General features: G+C 66.1%; 22 protein-coding genes. 15 read left to right on the top strand and 7 right to left on the bottom strand.

Annotated elements, in window-relative coordinates; all coding sequences use genetic code 11:
- Positions 1-378: 378 nt before the first annotated feature.
- From BMY12_RS16555 to BMY12_RS16545, 3 genes are read right to left on the bottom strand one after another with little or no spacing between them, the layout of a single operon-like run.
- Positions 379-777, bottom strand: coding sequence for a hypothetical protein (locus BMY12_RS16555; protein WP_093288770.1), 399 nt, complete (start codon positions 775-777; stop codon positions 379-381).
- Positions 778-780: 3 nt separating this feature from the next.
- Positions 781-1,869, bottom strand: coding sequence for a fatty acid desaturase family protein (locus tag BMY12_RS16550; protein ID WP_093288768.1), 1,089 nt, complete (start codon positions 1,867-1,869; stop codon positions 781-783).
- An 18-nt stretch (positions 1,870-1,887) separates the two neighbouring features.
- Positions 1,888-2,985, bottom strand: coding sequence for a ferredoxin reductase (locus tag BMY12_RS16545; protein ID WP_093288767.1), 1,098 nt, complete (start codon positions 2,983-2,985; stop codon positions 1,888-1,890).
- A gap of 156 nt (positions 2,986-3,141) precedes the next feature.
- Here BMY12_RS16545 and fabR point away from each other — a divergent pair, with 156 nt between their 5' ends.
- From fabR to BMY12_RS16480, 13 genes are all read left to right on the top strand, one after another.
- On the top strand, positions 3,142-3,810 hold the full coding sequence (gene fabR, locus BMY12_RS16540) for an HTH-type transcriptional repressor FabR (protein ID WP_093288765.1): 669 nt from the start codon (positions 3,142-3,144) through the stop codon (positions 3,808-3,810).
- Between the two features lie 108 nt (positions 3,811-3,918).
- Positions 3,919-5,196: a serine hydroxymethyltransferase gene (gene glyA, locus BMY12_RS16535; protein ID WP_093288764.1), complete on the top strand. Its 1,278-nt coding sequence runs from the start codon at positions 3,919-3,921 to the stop codon at positions 5,194-5,196.
- 91 nt (positions 5,197-5,287) lie between these two features.
- Entirely contained in the window at positions 5,288-5,815 is a 528-nt protein-coding gene (gene nrdR, locus BMY12_RS16530; protein ID WP_093288762.1) for a transcriptional regulator NrdR, read from the top strand.
- Between the two features lie 2 nt (positions 5,816-5,817).
- Positions 5,818-6,900 (top strand): bifunctional diaminohydroxyphosphoribosylaminopyrimidine deaminase/5-amino-6-(5-phosphoribosylamino)uracil reductase RibD, encoded by a 1,083-nt coding sequence (ribD, locus tag BMY12_RS16525; RefSeq protein WP_245732585.1) that lies wholly within the window; start codon positions 5,818-5,820, stop codon positions 6,898-6,900.
- Positions 6,901-6,913: 13 nt separating this feature from the next.
- Positions 6,914-7,507 (top strand): riboflavin synthase, encoded by a 594-nt coding sequence (locus BMY12_RS16520; protein ID WP_093288761.1) that lies wholly within the window; start codon positions 6,914-6,916, stop codon positions 7,505-7,507.
- A gap of 2 nt (positions 7,508-7,509) precedes the next feature.
- Positions 7,510-8,661, top strand: coding sequence for a bifunctional 3,4-dihydroxy-2-butanone-4-phosphate synthase/GTP cyclohydrolase II (gene ribBA / locus BMY12_RS16515; RefSeq protein ID WP_093288759.1), 1,152 nt, complete (start codon positions 7,510-7,512; stop codon positions 8,659-8,661).
- Positions 8,654-9,193 (top strand): 6,7-dimethyl-8-ribityllumazine synthase, encoded by a 540-nt coding sequence (gene ribH / locus BMY12_RS16510; RefSeq protein ID WP_245732584.1) that lies wholly within the window; start codon positions 8,654-8,656, stop codon positions 9,191-9,193. The genes ribBA and ribH overlap by 8 nt, the downstream gene beginning before the upstream one ends.
- Complete coding sequence (gene nusB / locus BMY12_RS16505) at positions 9,190-9,648, top strand: transcription antitermination factor NusB (protein WP_093288756.1); 459 nt, start codon at positions 9,190-9,192, stop codon at positions 9,646-9,648. The genes ribH and nusB overlap by 4 nt, the downstream gene beginning before the upstream one ends.
- Before the next feature lie 6 nt (positions 9,649-9,654).
- The gene (gene thiL, locus BMY12_RS16500; protein WP_093288754.1) at positions 9,655-10,590 is read left to right on the top strand and encodes a thiamine-phosphate kinase; all 936 of its coding nucleotides are present in this window, start codon (positions 9,655-9,657) and stop codon (positions 10,588-10,590) included.
- Positions 10,591-10,600: 10 nt separating this feature from the next.
- A complete protein-coding gene (locus BMY12_RS16495; protein ID WP_093288753.1) occupies positions 10,601-11,122 on the top strand; it encodes a phosphatidylglycerophosphatase A family protein in 522 nt (173 codons plus the stop codon).
- 137 nt (positions 11,123-11,259) lie between these two features.
- Positions 11,260-12,912, top strand: coding sequence for an electron transfer flavoprotein-ubiquinone oxidoreductase (locus BMY12_RS16490; RefSeq protein ID WP_093288751.1), 1,653 nt, complete (start codon positions 11,260-11,262; stop codon positions 12,910-12,912).
- 85 nt (positions 12,913-12,997) lie between these two features.
- A complete protein-coding gene (locus BMY12_RS16485) occupies positions 12,998-13,744 on the top strand; it encodes an electron transfer flavoprotein subunit beta/FixA family protein (protein WP_093288749.1) in 747 nt (248 codons plus the stop codon).
- Positions 13,745-13,762: 18 nt separating this feature from the next.
- The gene (locus BMY12_RS16480; protein WP_093288748.1) at positions 13,763-14,698 is read left to right on the top strand and encodes an electron transfer flavoprotein subunit alpha/FixB family protein; all 936 of its coding nucleotides are present in this window, start codon (positions 13,763-13,765) and stop codon (positions 14,696-14,698) included.
- Between the two features lie 155 nt (positions 14,699-14,853).
- On the opposite strand, the gene BMY12_RS20830 is transcribed toward BMY12_RS16480, so the two are convergent.
- On the bottom strand, positions 14,854-16,362 hold the full coding sequence (locus tag BMY12_RS20830; RefSeq protein ID WP_093288746.1) for an OmpA family protein: 1,509 nt from the start codon (positions 16,360-16,362) through the stop codon (positions 14,854-14,856).
- Between the two features lie 321 nt (positions 16,363-16,683).
- Here BMY12_RS20830 and BMY12_RS16470 point away from each other — a divergent pair, with 321 nt between their 5' ends.
- The gene (locus tag BMY12_RS16470; RefSeq protein WP_177189039.1) at positions 16,684-18,222 is read left to right on the top strand and encodes an Ig-like domain-containing protein; all 1,539 of its coding nucleotides are present in this window, start codon (positions 16,684-16,686) and stop codon (positions 18,220-18,222) included.
- Between the two features lie 66 nt (positions 18,223-18,288).
- Here the strand turns inward: BMY12_RS16470 and BMY12_RS16465 are convergent, their stop codons facing one another.
- Together BMY12_RS16465 and BMY12_RS16460 are read right to left on the bottom strand one after the other, a co-directional pair.
- The gene (locus tag BMY12_RS16465) at positions 18,289-19,236 is read right to left on the bottom strand and encodes an alpha/beta fold hydrolase (protein ID WP_093288743.1); all 948 of its coding nucleotides are present in this window, start codon (positions 19,234-19,236) and stop codon (positions 18,289-18,291) included.
- Between the two features lie 49 nt (positions 19,237-19,285).
- Entirely contained in the window at positions 19,286-20,017 is a 732-nt protein-coding gene (locus tag BMY12_RS16460) for a TetR/AcrR family transcriptional regulator (RefSeq protein ID WP_093288742.1), read from the bottom strand.
- A gap of 114 nt (positions 20,018-20,131) precedes the next feature.
- Between BMY12_RS16460 and BMY12_RS16455 the strand changes: the two genes are divergently transcribed.
- Positions 20,132-20,977 carry an SDR family NAD(P)-dependent oxidoreductase gene (locus tag BMY12_RS16455; protein WP_093288739.1) on the top strand — a complete coding sequence of 282 codons (846 nt, stop codon included), beginning with the start codon at positions 20,132-20,134 and terminating at the stop codon, positions 20,975-20,977.
- Here the strand turns inward: BMY12_RS16455 and BMY12_RS16450 are convergent.
- The gene (locus BMY12_RS16450; RefSeq protein ID WP_093288738.1) at positions 20,972-22,105 is read right to left on the bottom strand and encodes an alanine racemase; all 1,134 of its coding nucleotides are present in this window, start codon (positions 22,103-22,105) and stop codon (positions 20,972-20,974) included. The two genes, BMY12_RS16455 and BMY12_RS16450, sit on opposite strands and share 6 nt — an antisense overlap.
- Between the last annotated feature and the right edge of the window lie 63 nt (positions 22,106-22,168).

Genomic DNA, 22,168 nt, shown 5'->3' with positions numbered 1-22,168 from the left:
CTGCTGTTGCTGTTGCCGTGGCTTTTGACCTACCCCCCTTTGCCTCGCACCGAGCAGCGCAGCGAGCGCAGTGGGAGAGCCGGACACGAAGTCCGGCTCAGTTGCAGCCGCGCCATGGATGGCGCGTCTGCAACGGCCCCGAGCACGCGAGCAGCGCAGGCTGCCGGCGCCGCGACAGCGGCGACGGATGCGAGGCGTAGGGCGTGCTTTCTCTTGGGTACTTCTCTTTGCACGAGCAAAGAGAAGTACCTCGGGCGCCGAAGGGCGCACGAAACCAAGGGCAGATCTAGCGACTAGCTAAGAGCCAAGAGCGATGGCTTACGGTGCGCACGCGCCTTGTCCTCTGCTGAAGATTACCTGCGGGTGCGCGGCACCAACTTACTGACTCGTCATCTTCTTTGCTTTGCGCTTCGTCGCAGCTTTCTTTTTCGCGGCCGGTTTGCGTGCTGGCTTCGGCGCTGCCGGCTTGGCCGCCGGTTCGGCTTCACGCAGAGTCTTGGCAATGTGCTCGCCGTCTTCCGCCAGCTCGAACTGATCCGAGATCAGCTGCCCGATCTGGCGATTGATGCTGCGGATCGCGTCGTAGACCATGCCGATGGTGCGCCGCTGCTTCTCGCGCAGCTTCAGCTTGTCATCGCGCAGCAGCCCGCCTTTCTCCAGCATCTCGAAAGGCAGATCGGCGATGTACTGATGAATCTGCTCCACCGAAGTCGCGCCCCGGTCGATGGCCTGCTGCGCCAGATCCTTGAGCAGCTCGATGCGTTGCAGCTTGTTCATGCCTCAGGCTCCGCTGGTCGCCGGCTTGAGCGCGGCAGGCGAGGACGGTAGCGCATGACGCAGCACCTTGCCCAGCACCGTGCCGTACTGGCGCCAGATGCTGGCGTTGTTGTAGGGCAGGCCGTACTTGCGGCACACCGCTTCCACCTTGGGTGCGATCTCGGCATAGCGCGCCGCCGGCATGTCCGGGAACAGGTGGTGTTCGATCTGATGGCTCAGATGCCCGCTCATGATGTGAAACCAGCGGCTGCCCTTGATGTTGGCCGAGCCGATCATCTGCCGCACATACCAGTCACCCCGCGTCTCGTTCTGGCAGTCCTCCTCGCGGAACACCTTCGTGCCTTCCGGGAAGTGTCCGCAGAAGATGATGGTGTAGGCCCAGAGATTGCGGATCAGGTTCGCCAGGAAGTTGCCCAGCAGCACGCGCGGCGCATTCCAGAAGCTCAGCAGCGGGAACAGCACGTAGTCCTTGATCAGCTGCTTGCGGATCTTGCGGCGGAAGGGCTTGGCGCGCTGCTGCATCTGCGCAAAGCTCATCTCGCCCTTGAAGTAGCGCTCGGCCTGCACATCATGGCCACCCACGCCCCATTCAAAGGCCAGGGCCAGCACCGCGTTGGCGATGGGGTTGAGCAGATACAGCGGATGCCATTTCTGTTCCGGCGAGAGCCGCAGGATGGTGTAGCCGTAGTCGCGATCCTTGCCCAGGATGTTGGTGTAGGTGTGATGCTCGTAGTTGTGGAAGTGCTTCCACATGCCCGAATCACAGACATTGTCCCAGTCGTAATCCTGCGAATTGAGCTTGGGATCGTTCATCCAGTCGTACTGACCATGCAGTACGTTGTGGCCGATCTCCATGTTTTCCAGAATCTTCGCGTGCGCCAGCGCCGCCACGCCCAGCACGAAGCTGATGGGATCAAAGCCGAAGGCCAGCAGGCCGCGACCGGCGATGGCGCTGCCGCGTGCGATCTTCACCATGCTGCGGATATGCGCGGCATCGCGCGCGCCGAGGCTGGACATCACCTCGTCGCGGATGACGTCGAGGTCCTTCTGCAGTTCGGCGATCTGCTTGCGGCTCAGGGTATGGGTGCTCATGGCTTTAAGGCTTCGGTTTCAAAGATCGAGTTCCAGATCCGACTGCGCGCTGCTCACGCACAGGCGGATCCATTCATTGGGCTCACTGCTGACGGTGCCGGTCACCAGGTCCTGCACGGTGCCGCTGCGCTTGCGGCATTGGCAGCTGCGGCAGATGCCGATGCGGCAGCCGTAGGCGGGTGCAAGGCCGGCGCGCTCGGCTTCCGTGAGCAGGGCCGCGCCGCGACGGCTGGCAAAGCCGGCGCCACTGCGCTGCAGCTGCACCTGCACGGCCGGCGCATCGGGTGCCAGTTCAAGCGGCGCGGCGCCAAAGCGCTCCAGGTGCAGGGGCGCTGCGTCGGGAAGGCTCTGCCAGTAGCTTTCGACGTTCCGCATGAAGCCGGCCGGCCCGCAGAGATAGCTCAGGCGCTGGGCGTGGTCCGGCGCCAGCGCCAGCAGCTGCGCGGCTTCCGGGCGGGACTGCTGCGCGCTGTACCAGCGGATCAGACGCAGCGCCGGCCACTGCGCGGCGAGCGTGTCCAGCTCCTGGCCGTAGATGCAGTCCTGTTGGCTGCGGCAGACCTGAATCAGGCAGATACTGCCGGGCGCCGCGACGCCGCGTGCGTGCAGGGTCTGCAGCAATCCGCGCATGGGCGTGATGCCCGAGCCGGCCGCGATCAACAGCAGGCCGGCGGCCGGCAGCGTCGTGGGCGGAGTGAAGTCGCCGCTGGCCTGGCTCAGCTCGACCACCGCGCCCAGCGGCAGCTCATCGTGCAGATAAGACGAGACCTTGCCGCCGGCCTGACGCTGCACCGTGATTTCGATGCAGCCATCGGCCTGCGGGGCGGTGGACAGGCTGTAGGCGCGTTCGCAGCGCACACCCTTGATCTCCACGCTCAGACGCAGGTGCTGGCCGGCGACGAAGCCGCGCCACCAGCGATTGGGCTTGAAGCGCAGGCTGCAGCAGCTGGCGGTCTCGGCCTGACGGGCGACCAGGCGCGCCTTGACCGTGCCCAGGCTCAGCAGCGGGTCGATGCCGGCCAGCATTTCTTCGAGGGCGTGACGGTCATTGAGCGGATGCAGCCAGCCGGCACGCCAGAAGGCAGAAGTGCGGGGGGCAGTGAGTACGCTGGACATCGTGACTCCGGATCGGCTTTGAGTGAACAAATGTTTACTTAAAACCGGTTTGTAGTCAACAACTGTTCACTGAATGCTCTGTGTCAACTCCGGATATTTGGTAAATGTCAATAAAAAACAATATAGTGCTGCCGTGAACAAAGACCAGGACCCGTGATGGCCAAGCATGTGGAACCCCTGCCGGTAGCGGTGCTGAGCCGCAGCGAGCGCAAGCAGCACACCCGCGAGCGCCTGCGCGAGGCAGCGCTGGATCTGCTCAGCCGTGGCCAGAGCTTTCCGGGCCTGAGCCTGCGCGAGGTGACGCGTGAGGCGGGCGTGGTGCCCACGGCCTTCTACCGGCACTTCCGCGATCTGGACGAGCTGGGGCTGAGCCTGGTGGAGGAGGCGGGGCTGGTGCTGCGCCGTCTGCTGCGCGAGGCGCGCCAGGCCGGCCTGCCCACCGAGGACATCATCCGCAGCTCGGTGCGCATCTATTCGGCCTACGTGCGTGCACACCCGCGCCAGTTCCGCCTCGCCGCCAGCGAACGCGCCGGCGGTTCGCCGCTGCTGCGTCAGGCGATCCGCAGCGAGGTTGCGCACTTCGTGCGCGAGATGGCGCAGGACCTGCGCCTGCTGGGCTTTCGCGCCGATCTGCCCACTGCCGATCTGGAGCTGATCTGCAGTCTGGTGGTCAATACCATGCTGGGGGCGGCCGGCGAAATCCTGGATCTGCCGGAAGGCCAGGGTCAGGCCGCGCGCGAGCTGGAAGAGCGCTTCGTGGGCCAGCTGCGCCTGATTTTTCTGGGGGCCGAACGCTGGCGTGCCACAAGCGCTAGCGGCCCGTAGCCGAGGCCGGCCCCAGCCATCGTGGGGGCAGGGACGCGTTGCCAGGGCGGACCGGTTAGAATACGCGCCCTTTTTGTCACGCCCGTTTCTTTAAAGGACCGCCCCGCCATGTTCGAGCGCGCCCCCCGTCTTGCCGACTTCGACCCTGAACTGAACCGCGCCGTGCAGGCCGAAGCGGCGCGGCAGGAAGCCCATATCGAGCTGATCGCCTCGGAAAACTATTGCAGCCCGGCGGTGATGGAAGCCCAGGGCAGCCAGCTCACCAACAAGTACGCGGAAGGTTATCCCGGCAAGCGTTACTACGGCGGCTGCGAGTTCGTGGACATCGCCGAGCAGCTGGCCATCGACCGCCTCAAGAAGCTCTTCGACTGCGACTACGCCAATGTGCAGCCGCATTCCGGCGCCCAGGCCAATGCCGCGATCTTCCTGGCCATGGTCAATCCCGGCGACACGGTGATGGGCATGAACCTGGCGCAGGGCGGTCATCTCACGCACGGCAACCCGGCCAACTTCTCCGGCAAGCAGTACAAGATCGTGCCCTACGGTCTGGACCCGGAAACCGGCCTGATCAATTACGACGAGATGGAGCGCATCGCGCTGGAGACCAAGCCGAAGATGCTGATCGGCGGCTTCTCGGCCTACTCGCGCGTGAAGGACTGGAAGCGCATGCGCGCCATCGCCGACCAGGTCGGCGCCATCTTCTGGGTGGACATGGCGCATATCGCCGGTCTGGTCGCCGCCGGTGAATATCCCAGCCCGCTGCCCTACGCGCACGTGGTCACCAGCACCACGCACAAGACCCTGCGCGGCCCGCGCGGCGGCATCATCCTGTCCAAGGGCCAGAGTGAAGAATTCAACAAGAAGCTCAACTCCGCGGTGTTCCCGGGCATCCAGGGCGGTCCGCTGATGCACGTGATCGCCGCCAAGGCCGTGGCTTTCAAGGAAGCGCTCGATCCGGGCTTCAAGACCTACCAGAAGCAGGTGGTGGCCAATGCCCGCGCGATGGCCAAGGTGTTTCTGGATCGCGGCTACAAGGTGGTGTCCGGCGGCACCGACAATCACCTGTTCCTGCTCGATCTGATTGCCAAGAACGTCACCGGCAAGGATGCCGAGGCGGCGCTGGGCAAGGCCCACATCACCGTCAACAAGAACTCCGTGCCCAATGATCCCAAGTCGCCGTTCGTGACTTCGGGTCTGCGTCTGGGTTCGCCGGCCTCCACCACGCGCGGCTTCAAGGAAGCCGAGATGGCCCAGGTCGCCGGCTGGATCGCCGACATCGTCGATGCCATGAGCGCCGGCGATGCGGAAGGCACGATCACCAAGGTGCGCGGCGAGGTGGAAGCGCTGTGCGCACGCTTCCCGGTCTACGGAAAGCGTCCGGCGTGAGGAGCGCGGCGTGAGGCGTAAGGACAAGAGTACGGCAGGCGGCTGTTCGCGCTGCACGCCTCACGTCTGCCGCCTCACGGGCGTCTAGCCCATGCAATGCCCCTTCTGCAAAGCGCCCGACACCCGCGTGGTGGATTCGCGGCTGGCGGAGGACGGCACGCAGGTGCGACGACGGCGCGAGTGCGAGCACTGCGGCGGGCGCTTCACCACCTTCGAGCGCGCGCAGCTGACCATGCCCAATGTGGTCAAGCGCAGCGGCGTGCCCGAGCCGTTTCGCGAGGACAAGCTGCGCGAGGGCATCGGCCATGCGATCTACAAGCGGCCGGTGTCGCCGGAGGCGGTGGATCACGCGGTGGAGAACGTGATGCGCAAGGCGCGTGGCAGCGGCGAGCGTGAACTGCCCTCGCGCCAGATCGGCGAGTGGGTGATGGAAGAGCTGCGCGATCTGGACCATGTCGCCTACGTGCGCTTCGCCTCCATCTACCGCGCCTTCGAGGACGTCAACGCCTTCCGCGAAGAGATCGAGCGCCTGCAGTCGCAGCCGACCGCCGAAGAGCGCCGCTCGCAGCTGCCGCTGCTGGAAAACGAAACGCCCGCCAAGCGGCGCAAGAACGCCTGAACATGAGCAGCAGCGCCGCCGCAGCGGCCGAATACATGGCGCGCGCCCTGCAGCTGGCTGAGCAGGGCCGCTGCAGCACGCATCCCAATCCGCGCGTCGGCTGTGTGATCGTCAAGGACGGTCGGGTGATCGGCGAAGGCGCGCATCTGCGCGCCGGTGAGCCGCATGCCGAGGTGCACGCCCTGCGCGCAGCGGGTGCGGCGGCGCGTGGCGCCGAGCTCTATGTCACGCTCGAACCCTGCTCGCATCATGGCCGCACGCCGCCCTGTGCCGATGCCCTGATCGCCGCGGGCGTGGCCAAGGTCTGCGTGGCCAGCATCGATCCCAATCCCAAGGTCGCCGGCAGCGGCGTGCAGCGCCTGCGGCAGGCCGGCATCGCCGTGGAAACCGGGCTGCTGGAGGCGCCGGCGCAGGCGCTCAATCGCGGTTTCTTCTCACGCATGCAGCGCGGCCGGCCCTGGCTCACGCTCAAGCTCGCGGCCAGCCTGGACGGACGCACGGCCATGGCCAGCGGCGAGAGCCAGTGGATCACCGGCGCCGCCGCCCGCGCCGATGTGCATCGCCTGCGCGCCGAGGCCGGCGCGGTGCTCACCGCCTCCGGCACGGTGCTGGCCGATGATCCGCAGCTCTCAGTGCGCGACTACGCCACGCCGCGCCAGCCGGATCGCGTGGTGCTGGATGGCGGTGCGCGGGTGCCGGCCACGGCGCGTGTCTGGGGCGAGGGCGCAGCGCGCTGGTGGCTCACCGCCGAGGCGCAGCCGGCACCGGCCGGTGTGGAGAACCTCGTCATTGCGCGTGATGCGCAGGGGCAGCTGAGCCTGCAGCATGCGCTCAGCGCGCTGGCGCAGCGCGGCGTCAACGAGCTGCTGGTCGAATGCGGGCCGCGCCTGGCAGGCAGCCTGATGCGCGAGCGGCTGGTCGATGCGCTGATCGTGTACCTGGCCCCCAAGCTGCTGGGCGAGGCGGCGCGGCCGCTGCTGACGCTGCCGGGGCTTGAGACACTGGCGCAGGCGCCGCAGCTGCGCCTGCTGGATGCGCGCAGCGTCGGCCAGGACCTGCGTCTGCACTATGTTCCCTTGTGGTAATCGGAGTTTTCGAATGTTCACCGGCATCATCGAGGCCCTGGGCCAGATCGAATCCGTCGAAAATCACGGCGGCGACCGGCGCATGGTGTTCGCCGCGCCCGGCTATCTGCGCGGCGTGCGCATGGGCGACAGCATCGCCGTCAACGGCGTCTGCCTGACCGCGATTGCCTTCGACGAAAACCGCTTCACGGCGGACCTCTCCGGAGAGACCCTGAGCGCCACCACGGCTGGCGGCTGGCAGGCCGGGCGCCGCGTCAACCTGGAACGCGCGCTCACGCCGGACAAGCCCCTGGGCGGGCACCTGGTCTCCGGCCATGTCGATGGCGTCGGCCAGCTCGTCGAGCGTCACGAGGAGGACCGTTCCACGCGCATGGTCTTCGAGGTGCAGGCGGCGCTGGCGCGCTATGTGGCGCGCAAGGGCTCGATCTGCATCGACGGCATCAGCCTGACGGTGAACGAAGTCGATGGCCGCCGCTTTGGCGTTAACATCATCCCCCACACCCTGACGCATACCACGCTGGGGGGTCTCAAGGCCGGCGATGCCGTGAATCTGGAAGTGGACCTGATCGCGCGCTATCTGGAACGCCTGCTGGAAGCCAGGAGCTGAACATGAACAAGCCGGTAAAACTCGACACGCCGCGGCCCACGCATGGGCCGCTGGGCAAGCTCGATCCCATCGAGGACATCATCGCCGACTTTCGCGCCGGCAAGATGGTGGTGCTGATGGATGATGAGGACCGCGAGAACGAGGGCGACATCCTGATGGCCGCCGAGCTGGTCAAGGCCGAGGACATCAACTTCATGGCGCGCTTCGGCCGCGGCCTGATCTGCCTGACGCTGACCCGCGAGCGTTGCCGTCAGCTGCGTCTGCCGCAGATGGTTTCGCGCAATGAAGAGAATCACAAGACTGCGTTCACGGTGTCCATCGAAGCCGCGCAGGGTGTGACCACCGGCATCTCCGCGCATGACCGCGCGCACACCGTGCGCACCGCCGTGCAGCGCGAGGCGCGGCCCGAAGATCTGGTGCAGCCTGGCCACATCTTCCCGCTGATGGCGCAGCCCGGCGGCGTGCTGACCCGCGCCGGCCACACCGAGGCGGGCTGCGATCTGGCGCGTCTGGCCGGTCTGGAACCGGCGGCGGTGATCGTCGAGGTGCTCAACGAGGACGGCACCATGGCGCGGCGCGGCGATCTGGAAAAGTTCGTGCGCGAACACGATCTCAAGCTCGGCACCATTGCCGATCTGATCCGTTACCGGCTCGACAATGAGCACACGGTGGAGCGCGTGGCGGAGACGCACGTCAACACCGAGTTCGGCGAGTTCCGTCTGGTGACCTATCAGGACACCATCGACAACACCGTGCATCTGGCCCTGGTGAAGGGCGCGGTGGATTCGGACAAGCCGACCCTGGTGCGCGTGCATCTGCGCAACACCCTGCAGGACGTGCTGGGCGTGCAGCATGAAAACTTTCCCTGGCCGCTGCGCCGCGCCATGAAGCGCATCGCCGAAGAAGGCAGTGGCGTGGTGGTGCTGCTGCGCAAGTCCGAGTCGGCACGCGAGCTGGTGCAGCAGATCGTGGCCCTGAACATGCCCGATGAAGTGCCGCACGATCAGCGCCCGCTGCTGCGCACCTATGGCATCGGCGCGCAGATCCTGTTCGACCTCGGCGTGCGCCAGATGCGCGTGCTGTCCGCGCCCAAGCGCATGCAGGGCATTTCCGGCTTCGGTCTGGAAGTTCTGGAGTACGTGGCTTGTGACTAAGCTTGTGAAGAAGAACGTGAAGAAGAAAGCCGCTGCGCAGCTGCCGGCCGATGCCAAGACCGGCTATGCCGCGCCCGATGAGGCCAGGCCCGGTGAATTCGCCAAGGCGCGCATCGCGCTGCTGGCCACGCGCTGGAACACCGATATCGTCGATGCCCTGGTCGCCGGCGCCAGGCAATGCCTGCTGGACTGGGGCGTGGCCGAACAGCGCATCGAGCTGATCCGCGCGCCCGGCGCGTTTGAAGTGCCGCTGGCCTGTCAGCTGCTGCTGGAATCGCGCTTCGACGGCGTGGTGGCCCTGGGCGCGGTGATTCGTGGCGACACCCCGCATTTCGATTACGTGGCCGGTGAGTGCGCGCGCGGCCTGATCGAGGTGCAGCTGAAAACCGGCAAGCCGCTGGGCTTCGGTGTGCTCACCGTGAACACGGTCAGGCAGGCCAGGGAGCGCGCCGGTCCCGGTCGCGCCAACAAGGGTTATGAAGCGGCGGCGGCGATGCTGGAAATGCTGCGTCTGCGCAAGGAGCTGTCATGAGCGAGATGCCTGCCAATGCGCAGCCGCAAAGCCGTCGTGGTCTGGCGCGGCGCCTGACCGTGCAGGCCCTGTATCAGTGGCTGCTCAATGAAACGCCGGTGGAGATTCTGCTCAAGCAGTTCCGCGAGCAGGAAGAGGGCCTGGGTCGCGCCGATCCGGCTTACTTCGAAACCCTGCTCAACGGTGTGATGCAGGAGGCGCCGCAGCTGACCCTGGCCATCGTGCCGCATCTGGATCGTCCGCTCGCGCAGCTGGATCCCGTGGAGCACGCGATTCTGCTGCTGGGCGCCTACGAGATCGCGCATCGCAGTGATGTGCCCTGGAAGGTGGCGGTGAACGAGTCGGTGAACCTCGCCAAGATGTTCGGCGCCGAAGACGGCTACAAGTTCGTCAACGGTGTGCTGGACAAGCTCGCGCACGATCTGCGCGCCGACGAAGTCCGCACCGGCCTGTAAAAACGCATGGATGAGTTCGCGCTCATCCGCCGGTACTTTGCCGCGCTCACGCCGGCGCACCCGGCGGTGGCGCTGGGCATCGGCGATGACTGCGCGCTGCTCACGCCGCCGCCGGGCGAGCAGCTGGCGATCAGCAGCGACACCCTGATCGCCGGCCGGCATTTTCCGCGCGACACCGCGCCCGCCGACATCGGCCACAAGGCGCTGGCGGTGAATCTCTCCGACCTTGCCGCGATGGGCGCGCAGCCCCTGGCCTTCACGCTCGCGCTGACCCTGCCGCAGGCGGATGAGGCCTGGCTCGCCGCTTTCGCCGAAGGCCTGGGCGCACTGGCGCGTGCCTCCGGCATGGCCCTCATCGGCGGCGACACCACGCGCGGGCCATTGAGCATCAGCATCACGGTGCTGGGCAGCGTGCCCCCGGGGCGGGCGCTGCGCCGCGACGGCGCGCAGCCGGGCGATCTGGTCTGCGTGACCGGCACGCTGGGCGATGCCGCGCTGGCCCTGCAGCAGTTGCAGGTCGGTCAGTCGCCAGACCCGGTACTGCGTGCGCGCCTGGACCGCCCCAGTCCGCGCAACGCCGCAGGCCTGGCCCTGCGCGGCCTGGCGCACGCCGGCATCGATATCTCCGACGGCCTGTGTGGCGATCTGGGCCATGTGCTCGATGCCAGCGGCCTGGGCGCCGAGCTGCAGGTCGGGCAGCTGCCGATGTCAGATGCCTTTGCCCGTTCGGTCATGCCGGCGCAGCGTCTGCGCCTGCAAAATGGCGGCGACGACTACGAGCTCTGTCTCTGCCTGCCGCCGGCGGCGCTGGCGCAGGCCCGCGCAGCTTGCGGCGCGCTGCCGCTGAGCGTGGTGGGGCGCGTCGTCGCGGCACCCGGCTTGCGTATGCTGGATGCGTCCGGCGCGCCGCTGCCGGCGCCGGATTCCTATCAACACTTCTAGAACGACAGGCATGGCCGAGCATCCCCGCATTCCCAAACCGCCGGCGCAGCTGATTCTGTCCACGCCCGAACATCTGCTGGCCTTCGGCTTCGGCGCGGGCCTGGCGCCGCGTGCGCCGGGCACCTTCGGCACCCTGGTCGGCGTGCTGCTGTTCCTGCCCTTGCTGTGGCTGCCCTGGCTCTTGTACGCCGGACTGGTCGCGCTGCTGTTTGTCGCCGGCTGCTGGATCTGCGGCGAAAGTGCGCGGCTGCTGGGCGTGCACGATTACGGCGGCATCGTATTTGACGAGATCGTCGGCTATCTCATCGCCGCCGCGCCGCTGGTTTATGCCGCACCCGCCGGTCCCGGCGGCTGGGCGCTGGGCATGTTTCTGGCATTCGTGCTGTTCCGGCTCTTCGATATCGCCAAGCCCTGGCCGATCCGGGTGCTGGATCGCCGCGTCGGCGGCGGCCTGGGGATCATGGCCGATGACGTGCTCGCAGGCCTGGTGGCGGCCCTGTGTCTGCTCGGAATTCGCCGCCTGATGGCCTGATTTGCTTGGCCTTATTGCCAGTTTTGATTGTTCGCGCGGCGCTGCGTCAGAGACCGTCACGTAATACAATGATGGACTTGAAATCGGGTAGGCCGTGCGATGCCGGCCGCAGCCAGCCACTTTAGGAAAGCGAGCGAATGTCTGTAGAACGCGATGTGATGGAGTACGACGTGGTCATCGTCGGCGCCGGTCCTTCCGGACTCGCGGCGGCCTGCCGTCTGAAGCAGAAGGCGGCGGAGGCGGGCAAGGAGCTGGCAGTCTGCGTGGTGGAGAAGGGCTCGGAAGTGGGCGCCCATATCCTCTCCGGCGCAGTGCTCGAACCGCGTGCGCTCAATGAGCTGTTTCCGGACTGGCAGCAGCGCGGCGCGCCGCTCAACGTGCCGGTCAAGCGCGACGAGGTCTACTTCTTCCTGAGCGAGACCAGCGCCCTGAAGGCGCCGGGCCTGTTCATTCCCAAGCCCATGCACAACGAGGGCAATTACGTCATCTCGCTGGGCAATCTCTGCCGCTGGCTGGCCAAGCAGGCCGAAGACCTGGGTGTGGAGATCTACCCGGGCTTCGCGGCGCAGACGCCGATCATCGAAGACGGCGTGGTCAAGGGCGTGACCATCGGCGACATGGGCATCAACCGCGAAGGCGAGCACAAGGCCGACTTCGCGCCCGGCATGGAGCTGCGCGCCAAGTACACCTTCTTCGCCGAAGGCTGCCGTGGCCATATCGGCAAGCAGCTGATCGCCCAGTACCGGCTCGACAGCGAGGCCGATCCGCAGCATTACGGCATCGGCATCAAGGAAGTCTGGACCATCGATCCGGCCAAGCATGAGCCGGGCCTGGTGATTCACGGCGCCGGCTGGCCGCTGGGCAATGACACCCCGGGCGGTGCGTTCCTGTACCACTTCGAAAACAATCAGGTGCTGGTCGGCCTGATCGTGCCGCTGTCGTATTCCAATCCGCATCTGTCACCCTTCGACGAGTTCCAGCGCTTCAAGCACCATCCGGTGATTGCCAAGTATCTGGAAGGCGGCACGCGCACCAGCTACGGCGCACGCGCGCTGATCAAGGGCGGCCTCAACTCGCTGCCCAAGCTCACCTTCCCGGGCGGCGTGCTGATCGGCGACGACGCCGGCACGCTCAACTTCGCCAAGATCAAGGGCAGCCACACCGCGATGAAGTGCGGCATGCTGGCCGCCGATGCCGCCGCCGAAGCGCTGCTGGCCGGCGCCGAGGGTGGCGACGAGCTCAAGCGCTATCCGGAGCTGTTCAAGGCCAGCTGGCTGCACGAGGAGCTGTACAAGAGCCGCAACTTCGGCGTGCTGCTGCACAAGTTCGGCGTCTATATCGGCGGTGCGCTCAACTACATCGAGCAGAACTGGTTCGGCGGCAAGTTCCCGTTCACGCTGCATGATCTGAAGCCTGACTATCAGACCCTGAAGAAGGCTTCCGAGGCGCCGCGCATCAGCTATCCGAAGCCCGACGGCAAGCTGTCCTTCGACAAGCTGTCCTCGGTGTTCCTGTCCAGCACCAATCACGAAGAAGACCAGCCTGTGCATCTGCAGCTCAAGGACCCGAGCGTGCCGATTGCGCAGAACCTGCCGCTGTACGATGAACCGGCGCAGCGCTACTGCCCGGCCGGCGTGTATGAAGTGGTGGGCGAGCCGGGCGCCAAGCGCTTCCAGATCAATGCGCAGAACTGCGTGCACTGCAAGACCTGCGACATCAAGGATCCGGCGCAGAACATCAACTGGGTGGCGCCCGAGGGCGGCGGCGGACCCAATTACGCGAATATGTAAGACGGTAAAACCATAAGCGTGCCGCCTGCGCGCGGCGCGTATTGCTCGAAGATTTCTACAGCATCCGTAGTTCAAGAGGGAAGAAATGAAAGCCTTAGTCAGCGTCAAGCGCGTGGTGGACTACAACGTCCGCATCCAGGTGAAGTCCGACGGTTCCGGTGTGGTCACCGACGGCGTCAAACACTCGATGAACCCCTTCGACGAAATCGCCATGGAAGAGGCGGTGCGTCTGCGTGAGAAGGGCAAGATCACCGAGATCGTGGCCGTCTCCATCGGCAGCGAGAAGTCCGAAGAAACCCTGCGCACCGCGCTGGCCTTCGGCGCCGACCGTGCGATCCTGATCAAGGAAGCCGGCGAAGTGCAGCCGCTGACCGCCGCCAAGGCCCTGGCCGCCGTGTTCAAGAAGGAAGGCGCGCAGCTGTTCATCGCCGGCAAGCAGGCCATCGATGACGATGCCAACCAGACCGGCCAGATGGTGGCGAGCCTGCTCGACATCGCCCAGGCCACCTTCGCCTCCAGGGTGGACGTGGACGGCGGCAAGGCCGTGGTGACCCGCGAAGTGGACGCCGGCCTGGAAACCCTGGAAGTGGATCTGCCGGCGGTGATCACCGCCGACCTGCGCCTGAACGAGCCGCGCTATCTGAAGCTGCCGGACATCATGAAGGCGAAGAAGAAGCCGCTGGACACCACCACGCTGGGCGATCTGGGCGTGACCGCCGCCGCCGGCATCAAGACCACCAAGACCAGCCCGCCGCCCTCGCGCTCGAAGGGCATCGTCGTCAAGACCGTCGATGAGCTGGTCGCCGCGCTGAAGGCCAAGGGCCTCCTCTAAAGGATTGGGTGAAGACACATGAGCAAGATTCTCGTCATTGCTGAACACGCCGAAGGCAAGCTCAACGCCTCGGTGTCCAAGACGCTCGCCGCCGCCGCCAAGATCGGTGGTGAGGTGGATGTGCTGGTGCTGGCCGCCGATGGCGCCGCCGTCGCCGCGCAGGCCGCGCAGCTGGCCGGCGTCACCAAGGTGCTGGTGGTGAACAACGCCGCCAACACCCAGGCCCTGGCCGCCCTGCTGGCGCCGCAGATCGTGGAAGTGGCCAAGAGCGGCTACACGCATCTGCTGTTCCCCGGCACCACCTTCGGCAAGGACCTCGCGCCGCGCGTCGCCGCCAAGCTCGACGTGCAGCAGGTTTCCGACATCATGGCCGTGCACGGCGCGTCCAGCTTCGACCGTCCGACCTACGCCGGCAACGCCATCACCACCGTCGAGGCGCCGGCCGGCATCGTGGTCGCCACCGTGCGTCTGGCCTCGTTCACCGCCGTCGCCCAGGGCGGCAGCGCCGCAGTTGAAACCCTGAGCATCAGCGCCACGCTGCCGGGCCACACCCGCTTCGTGAAGCTGGAAGCGCAGAAGTCCGAGCGTCCCGACCTGCAGTCCGCCGCCCGCGTGGTTTCGGGTGGTCGCGCCATGGGTTCGTCCGACAACTTCAAGATCATCTACGAGCTGGCCGACAAGATCGGCGCCGGCGTCGGTGCCTCGCGCGCCGCCGTGGACTCGGGCTATGTGCCGAACGATATGCAGGTCGGTCAGACCGGCAAGATCATCGCCCCTGAGCTGTACTTCGCCATCGGCATCTCCGGTGCGATCCAGCATCTGGCCGGCATCAAGGATGCGCGCACCATCGTCGCCATCAACAAGGATGCCGAAGCGCCGATCTTCGAAGTGGCCGACTTCGGCCTCGTCGCCGATCTGTTCACGGCGGTGCCGGAGCTGAGCTCCAAGCTGTAAGCGCGGCTGGCGGTACACACAAAGGCCGGGAGCGATCCCGGCCTTTGTCGTTTCCGGCGCTTTTTCTGCAAGCCTGCGCGCCTGCCGGATCGCGCCAAGAAAAAGGCCCCGCGTTTGCACGCGGGGCCTGGTCAGGGAACGCCTTACTTCGTCGTTTATTCGATGACCGTCAGTTCCACGCGTCGGTTGTTCTCGCGGCCGGCGTCGGTTTCGTTGCTGTCGATCGGGCGCGTCTCGCCGTAACCCACCGGGCGCATGTGATCGGCCTTCACGCTGTGCTCGACCAGATAACGCTTCACCGCAATCGCACGACGCTCCGAGAGGCCCAGGTTGTAGCTGTCCGAACCGATGTTGTCGGTGTGACCCGCCACTTCCACGCTCACGTTCGGATAAGCCTGCAGGGTCTGCGCCACCTGATCCAGGATGCGCTTGGCTTCTGCAGTCAGGCGGTCGGAGTCGAACTCGAACTTCACGCCCTTGAGGATGAAGCTCTTCTCCAGCGCGCAACCGTTGGCATCGACCTGCTCGCCCGGACGCGGCTTGCGGCAGTCGCCGACCAGCGCGCAGCCATTGGGCAGCACCTTGGCGCCCGGCGGGGTGTGCGGGCATTCATCCAGATAATCCGGGATGCCGTCGCCGTCGCTGTCCAGCGGGCAGCCATCCGGACCCACCGGAATGCCCTTGGGCGTGTTCTTGCAGCGGTCGAGATCGTCCGGAATGCCATCGCCATCGGAATCGGCGCTGGAGCAGCCGTCGGCGTTGACCTTGGTGCCGGGCGGGGTGCCGGGGCACTTGTCGAGGTAGTCGGGCACGCCGTCGCCGTCGCTGTCGAGCGGGCAGCCTTCCGCATCCACCTGTACGCCGCGCGGCGTGTTCGGGCACTTGTCGAGACGATCCGGCACGCCGTCGCCGTCGGAGTCGATCTCGCAACCATCCGCGCCCACCGGGATACCCTTCGGCGTGTTCGGGCACTTGTCGAGGTAATCCGGCACACCGTCGCCGTCGCTGTCCAGCGGGCAGCCATCGGCATTCACGACCACGCCCTTGGGCGTGTCGGGGCAGCGGTCACGCCAGTTCGGCACGCCGTCGCCGTCATCGTCGTTCGGGTCGGGGCCGAAGCGGTAACGCAGGCCCACGGTGCCGCTCCACAGATTGAAGGTTGCATCCTGCACGGCGCCCTTGGAGCTGGCGAAGTCGAGGTTGTAGCGCACTTCCGTACGCAGATCGAAGCTGCGGCTGAGATTGAAGATCAGGCCGATGCCGGCGCCCGCGCCGCCACCGGTGAGCTTCTCCTGCAGGAAGTGGATGTAGTGGCCGTTGAGGTTGCCGACCAGGTAAGGACGGATCGCGGACTCGTCGCTGGTCAGGTAACCCAGCAGGTTGAAGCCGAGCACACCGCGCTTGTAGTCATTGGCCTTGATCAGGTCGCTGACGTCGTAGTAGCCGTAGCCGCCTTCGACTTCAACACCGAACCAGGGTGAAATGGAGCGGCCCAGGGCCAGGGAGCCCATGGGACCCGAGCCCGTGTCAGAGAAGAGGACGCCCAGCGAAGGCGCGATATACCAGCGCGCATCGTAGTCCACACCCCTGGGCAACTGCGTCTGAGCCATGGCGCTGGTCGCCCAGAGCGCGACGGCAGCAAGCAGCCAACCGAGTTTCCGCATTCCCAATCTCCCGTCCCTAGATGAGTCGCCGTTCCATCGCGAAATTGGCAATGAAGGGCGTCGAGCGCTTCTTACATCCTTACGTGTTTGTCTGTACTTCTTGTGCGGGTTTTCAATCGCACACAAAGTCTTGCTGATACTGTACCGCAGCAATTTCTGGATTATGATTGCTTCGCTCGGCGCCGTAAACACACAGTGCGGACTCCGATCAATATAATCTGGCCGGGAAGCGTTCCAAACAGGGAGTGTGAAATGAAAGCGGTTCGATTGCTTTTGGCTGCGCTGGGCCTCTTGGCCCTGGGCGCCTGCAGCGGGGGATCAGTGCAGGCTCCGGATTTCGAGTCTTCGCTGGACCAGCTGACGCTGAGCCTGGCCACGGGGCAGTCCGCCACGCCGGCTTTGGGACAGACTGTGCAGCTGTCGCTGCAAGGTCATTACAGCTGCCAGCCCGGCGTGGATTGCCCGAGCAGCAACACCTCGGCTGTCACCAGTGCCGACTACACGGCCTCGCCGGCTAACTCGGCAACGATCAGCAGCGCGGGTCTGGTGACCACCAAGGCCGCCGGCACGGTGATCATCACGGCGAGCAAGAATGGCGTGACCAGCAACTCGGTGACGCTGAACGTCACGCCGCCGGTGCTGACCTCGGTGGTGGTGCGGGTTCCGAACGACGACGGTACGCCTTCGGCCAATCCGGCGACGGGCGCTTCGCTGAATCTGCCGCTGGGCTCGACGCTGAAGCTGAAGGCCTATGGTGTCTACTCGGACAGCAGCATTTCGAATCTGCCCAGCGATGCGGTGGTGGACTGGACTGCGGCCGATACCGGCAAGCTCACGGTTTCTCCGGGCAGCAATCCGAATACTCAGGCGGACAAGGTCACGGTAGCGACGCCGGTGGCCACCGGCACCACCACCGTGAGGGCGGCGACCACGCTGGCCAGCACCGCGACGCTGCCTGACGCCACCGTGACGGTGGTGGTTGGCAATGCCGCGCTGACCGGCATCCAGGTCGATCTCGATCCGGCAACCGCCAGCATCGGCACCGGCAATACCAAACTGTTCAAGGCCATCGGCATCTTCGGTTCCGGCAGCAGCGCCACGACCGCGACGCTCGATCCCAGCCTGCTGAACTGGACCAGCTCGGATACTGCGGTGGCGACTGTCGATGCGACTGGTACCGCCACCGGCGTGTACACCGGCGCGGGCAGCAGCAATGCCTTTGGCAACACCACCATCACCGCGACGCTGAAGAACACCAGCGGCATGAGCAACAGCACCGCCACGGCGGCGCTGCTGGTGGGCAACAGCACCGTCGGCTGCACCACGCCGTTCCCGACTAACTCGCCACCTCCAACGGTAGCCTATGGCGGCCTGTGCAGTGGCGGCTTGCTGTGCAACGTCAGCGATGAGATCAACATCGTGGATGCCGATCCGGAGAACTACGGCAAGATGTCCACGCTGGTGGGCCTGCTCACCCTGGGCACCATGTCGGTGACGGTGACGGCACCGACCGGCACTCAGTTTGCGGCCAGCACCACAACGCCGCGCCGCGTTGGTTTCATTGTCGGCAACGATACCGGCTTGCTGGCGCAGGTGGATCTGGCGGCGCAGTTCACGGTTGACGTGCTGAGTGGCGGTACGGTGGTGGAATCCACCAGTTCGACGACCACGCCGAACTCACCGCTGACGGTGGATCTGCTGGGTCTGCGTCTGAGCGGCGCCGATACCGCGCTGGTGTCCATGCAGTCGCACAACAACTTCGACGCGATTCGCCTGACCTACAACCCCGGCGTTCTGGCCGTCATCGGCACGCGGCAGGTCTACGCCGCCTGCTCGACGGCAACCAGCGTCACGCCGTGATGATCTGAGCGGGACAGGTAAAAAAAGGGCGCCCTCGCGGCGCCCTTTTTTGTTTTGCCGATCCGCTCAGTGGCTCGCGGCAAGCCCGGCGCGGAAGCGCCGGTAATCCGCGGCGACGTGATAAGGATCTTCCAGCATCGGCAGATGGCCGATGCCCGGCAGCACCACAAGCTGCGAGTTCGGCAGCGCCTTGTGCAGCGCTTCACCGCCGCTGACATCCAGCACGCGATCCAGCTCGCCCCAGACGATCAGCGCCGGCGTGGCCAGGCCCGCGGCGGTCTGATCGAGTTCCGGCATGCCATCGACCAGTGACTTGAAGATGCGCGTGTGCAGCGGATAGTTGGCGGCGGCGGCCAGCGCCAGCTCGTGCTTGAGGCTGTAGGGCAGGGGCGGCTGCCTGGCCATGGCGATGTCCATCACCCCGGCGAACTGTTCCGGCGTCTGCGCGAACAAGGCCATGTCGCCGTGCTCGCGATAGCGACGCAGCATTTCCGATTCCTTGGCATGGCCGCGCACGCCGGCGGGATCCAGCAGCCACAGACTCTGCACGCGCTCGGGATGCTGGCGCGCGTACTCCAGCACGATGGCGCCGCCCATGGAGTTACCGCCGAGATGAACCTGCTGCAGATGCAGGGCATCGAGGAACTGGCCCAGATGCTCGGCCTGCGCCGTGATGGAGTAGTCGCCGTCCAGCGGTTTGTCACTGGCGCCGAAGCCCGGCAGATCCAGCGCAATCACGCGGTAATCGCGCAGGAACATGGCCAGCATGCCGAAGTTGTCCTTGTCGGCGCCGATGCCGTGCACCAGCACCAGCGGGACGGCGTCGGTGCTTTGCGAATCGAGATAGGCGATGCGGAATCCCGGAATCTCGGCTTGCGCAGGCTTGAGGCCTGCCAGCCGGTGTTGCAGCGCGAGCGTGGCGCGCGCCATGGGCGCCGGCGCCAGATGATCGGCTGCCAGATAGACGACCGCGAGCAGAGCCAGCCCCAGCAGGCTCTTGAGCAGCAAACGCATGGTGTTCCCCTTCTTGAATGGCGATGAATGAAACGAAACCGCGAAATCCTCAGTGCCGCGTCGTCTGTGCGGGCGTCGCAAGCAGGCGCTGCGCCTGCAGGCCGAGCGCTTCGTAGAACAATGCGCAGTGCGCGACGATGCTCTCCAGCGGCTCGCGAAAACCGCCGAAGGCCCAGTGCATGATCAGGTGCAGCGTGGAGCCCACCAGGCCGTTGGCCAGCAGCTCCACCTCGACGCCGTGCGCCGGCAGCTGCGGATACATCGCTGCCACCAGCTCGCCGACGATGCGCACAAAGCTTTGCGTGGCCAGGCGCGATTGCGCGCTGACCTCGGCGCCGATATCCAGCACATCGATCAGCAGGATGCGCGACAGGCGTGGATCGTCGCGCAGGGTCTGCAGCACCGCGCGGATCGCCTGACGCGAGAGCTGGCTGATGTCCTGCGGCGCGCTGGCGATGGCCACGGTCACCGCGTTGCGCAGACGCGCAAAGGCCTGCTCGTAGACGGCTTGAAACAGCGCTTCGCGATTGGCGAAGGATTCGTAGAAATAGCGCTCGGTGAGCCGCGCCTGCGCGCACAGCTCGCGCACGCCGCAGGCGGCAAAGCCGCGCGTGCCGAACAGTTCGAGCCCGGCCTGCACGAACTGCTCGCGACGCTGGGCCTGACGTTCGGCCGGCGCCAGCCCACGGAAACGGCGGCCCTCGGGTGCGGCCTTGGCGGCTTTCTTTCGTGCCGGTGCGGGCGCCTTGGCGCCGCGTCCGGATTTGCGTTTTTCAGGCATGCGGCAATGTTGACATGAACTGTTGTCAAATTTAAAGTGACAACGTCTTTTGTCAAATTTCAAAGAGCCGCGCGCTTGCGCGGCGATTCAATTCGGATAGCCAGGGGAGCGTCGATGAAATCGTTTCAGGACAAGGTGGCGGCCATCACCGGCGCCGGTTCCGGCATGGGCCGCGAACTGGCCATCGAGCTGGCCAAGCAGGGCTGTCATCTGGCCTTGAGCGATGTCAACGAGCAGGGCCTGGCGCAGACCATGTCGCTGCTCAAGGCTTATCCGGTGCGGGTGACGAGCACGCGCCTGGATGTCTCGCAGCGCGAGGCGGTCTACGCCTGGGCCGATGCGGTGGTGCGCGAGCACGGCAAGGTCAATCTGATCTTCAACAATGCCGGCGTGGCGCTGGGCAGCACGCTCGAAGGTGTGGCCTATGAAGACTTCGAGTGGATCATGAACATCAACTTCTGGGGCGTGGTCTACGGCAGCAAGGCCTTCCTGCCGCATCTGCGCGCCTCGGGTGATGGCCACATCATCAACACCTCCAGCATCTTCGGCCTGTTCGCGGTGCCGGCCAACGGCTGCTACAACGCCAGCAAGTTTGCGGTGCGTGGATTCAGCGAATGCCTGCGCCAGGAAATGGAATTGACGGCCGCGCCGGTGAGTGTGACCAGCGTGCATCCCGGCGGCATCAAAACCAACATCGCCCAGGCGGCGCGCATGTCCAGCAATCTGGACGGGCTGCTGGCCAAGGACGGGCAGTCCGCGCGCGACAACTTCGACAAGCTGTTCATCACCTCGGCCAATCGCGCCGCGCGCATCATTCTCAAGGCGGTGCGGGGCAACAAGCGCCGTGTGCTGGTGGGGCCGGATGCCAAGTTCATGGATCTGCTGGTGCGCCTGCTGCCCAGCGCCTATCAGCGCCTCGTCACCGCCGGCGCGCGCATGCAGGCGCGTCGCTCGCTATAAGAACAGCTGCTGCTGGCCGCGATAGGTCGGCCAGCGATCCACGAGCTGTTGTTCACGCACGACCAGCAGTTGCTCGCTGCGTTCCAGCAAGGCGAGAGTGTCCTGGCTCGAAAAGAATACCGGCTCGCCGAGCGTCGGCCGCGTGCCGGTGTCCAGGCGCAGGACCGGTCCGTCCGCGACCGACCGGAGCAGGCTGACGCCGCCCGGCAGCTGCACTTGCAAGGGCAGGCCACCGCCATGACAGACCCGTTGCGCATCGCCGGCACAGCGCAGCACCGGTAGGGCCAGCAGCAGCGGCGGCAGTTCATCGTTGCTGCCGCGCAGCAGGGCGTCGCCGACGCAGAGCTGCGTCAGGCCGCGCGCGCGCTCGGCGCCGGATTCCGGGTGCAAGGCACCGAGCATCAGCTCCGGCTCGAAGCCGACGTCGTGCAGCGCGGCGAGAAAGGCTTCGCGGCGTCTGATGCCAAGGCTTTGCTGGCGCTCCAGACGCTTGCGCTGCGCCAGACCGGCGAGCCCGGGCTGCAGGCGCTGTGCATCGCCGGCAAAACGATGCGCCAGCACGCCGCGCAGATGCACCAGCCCATTGCTGGCGCCGATGCGCTTGGCCAGACGCACGGCCTGCGTCGGTTCGCGCAGCGCGCTGAGCTGCGGCTGGCCGGCACGCGGCGAACCCAGATGCAGGTCCAGCATCAGTTCCAGCCGGCAACCCAGTTCGCGTGCCGCGTCCTCGGCCGCGTCGATCTGCAAGGGATCATCGATGGCCAGGCTGATGCGCCGGCCCAGCGTGGCCTGATGGGCAATGGCGCGCAGCTGTACCGGATCGAGGGTGGGCTGGCTCAGCACGATGTCATCCAGGCCCTGCGCCGCGAGCCAGATGGCTTCGCGCGGATCGTGGCAGAGCAGGCCCTGCCAGCGCGGATCCAGGTCGAGCAGGTGACGCAGCATCGGCAGGCAGCGCAGCGAGGAACTGAGCAGGCGCAGCGGCAGGTCGCCGGCTTCGCGCAGCAATTGCGCGGCGCGAGCCTCCAGCCGCTCCAGACAGAGCAGCGCCGCAGGCAGGCGCTGCTTGTGCAGCGCGCCGGCCAGCGCCGCGTAGCGTTCGGCGGCCGAGGGGGCAGGGCGGTTCATGGCGCGACACTTTAGCGGGAACGCGAGCCGGCGGCCTGCGCCCTGCGCCGTGACGCGGTGCTG

Source organism: Solimonas aquatica, from assembly GCF_900111015.1.
GTDB classification, from domain to species: Bacteria; Pseudomonadota; Gammaproteobacteria; order Nevskiales; family Nevskiaceae; genus Solimonas; species Solimonas aquatica.
Note: the sequence above shows the minus strand (reverse complement) of the source record. Positions and strands in the feature narration are given on the sequence as shown.

Excerpts from the sequence above, each read along its gene's own strand:
- BMY12_RS16555 (WP_093288770.1), bottom strand. The coding sequence starts at position 777 with ATGAACAAGCTGCAACGCATCGAGCTGCTCAAGGATCTGGCGCAGCAG.
- BMY12_RS16550 (WP_093288768.1), bottom strand. The coding sequence starts at position 1,869 with ATGAGCACCCATACCCTGAGCCGCAAGCAGATCGCCGAACTGCAGAAG.
- BMY12_RS16545 (WP_093288767.1), bottom strand. The coding sequence starts at position 2,985 with ATGTCCAGCGTACTCACTGCCCCCCGCACTTCTGCCTTCTGGCGTGCC.
- fabR (WP_093288765.1), top strand. The coding sequence starts at position 3,142 with ATGGCCAAGCATGTGGAACCCCTGCCGGTAGCGGTGCTGAGCCGCAGC.
- glyA (WP_093288764.1), top strand. The coding sequence starts at position 3,919 with ATGTTCGAGCGCGCCCCCCGTCTTGCCGACTTCGACCCTGAACTGAAC.
- nrdR (WP_093288762.1), top strand. The coding sequence starts at position 5,288 with ATGCAATGCCCCTTCTGCAAAGCGCCCGACACCCGCGTGGTGGATTCG.
- ribD (WP_245732585.1), top strand. The coding sequence starts at position 5,818 with ATGAGCAGCAGCGCCGCCGCAGCGGCCGAATACATGGCGCGCGCCCTG.
- BMY12_RS16520 (WP_093288761.1), top strand. The coding sequence starts at position 6,914 with ATGTTCACCGGCATCATCGAGGCCCTGGGCCAGATCGAATCCGTCGAA.
- ribBA (WP_093288759.1), top strand. The coding sequence starts at position 7,510 with ATGAACAAGCCGGTAAAACTCGACACGCCGCGGCCCACGCATGGGCCG.
- nusB (WP_093288756.1), top strand. The coding sequence starts at position 9,190 with ATGAGCGAGATGCCTGCCAATGCGCAGCCGCAAAGCCGTCGTGGTCTG.
- thiL (WP_093288754.1), top strand. The coding sequence starts at position 9,655 with ATGGATGAGTTCGCGCTCATCCGCCGGTACTTTGCCGCGCTCACGCCG.
- BMY12_RS16495 (WP_093288753.1), top strand. The coding sequence starts at position 10,601 with ATGGCCGAGCATCCCCGCATTCCCAAACCGCCGGCGCAGCTGATTCTG.
- BMY12_RS16490 (WP_093288751.1), top strand. The coding sequence starts at position 11,260 with ATGTCTGTAGAACGCGATGTGATGGAGTACGACGTGGTCATCGTCGGC.
- BMY12_RS16485 (WP_093288749.1), top strand. The coding sequence starts at position 12,998 with ATGAAAGCCTTAGTCAGCGTCAAGCGCGTGGTGGACTACAACGTCCGC.
- BMY12_RS16480 (WP_093288748.1), top strand. The coding sequence starts at position 13,763 with ATGAGCAAGATTCTCGTCATTGCTGAACACGCCGAAGGCAAGCTCAAC.
- BMY12_RS20830 (WP_093288746.1), bottom strand. The coding sequence starts at position 16,362 with ATGCGGAAACTCGGTTGGCTGCTTGCTGCCGTCGCGCTCTGGGCGACC.
- BMY12_RS16465 (WP_093288743.1), bottom strand. The coding sequence starts at position 19,236 with ATGCGTTTGCTGCTCAAGAGCCTGCTGGGGCTGGCTCTGCTCGCGGTC.
- BMY12_RS16460 (WP_093288742.1), bottom strand. The coding sequence starts at position 20,017 with ATGCCTGAAAAACGCAAATCCGGACGCGGCGCCAAGGCGCCCGCACCG.
- BMY12_RS16455 (WP_093288739.1), top strand. The coding sequence starts at position 20,132 with ATGAAATCGTTTCAGGACAAGGTGGCGGCCATCACCGGCGCCGGTTCC.
- BMY12_RS16450 (WP_093288738.1), bottom strand. The coding sequence starts at position 22,105 with ATGAACCGCCCTGCCCCCTCGGCCGCCGAACGCTACGCGGCGCTGGCC.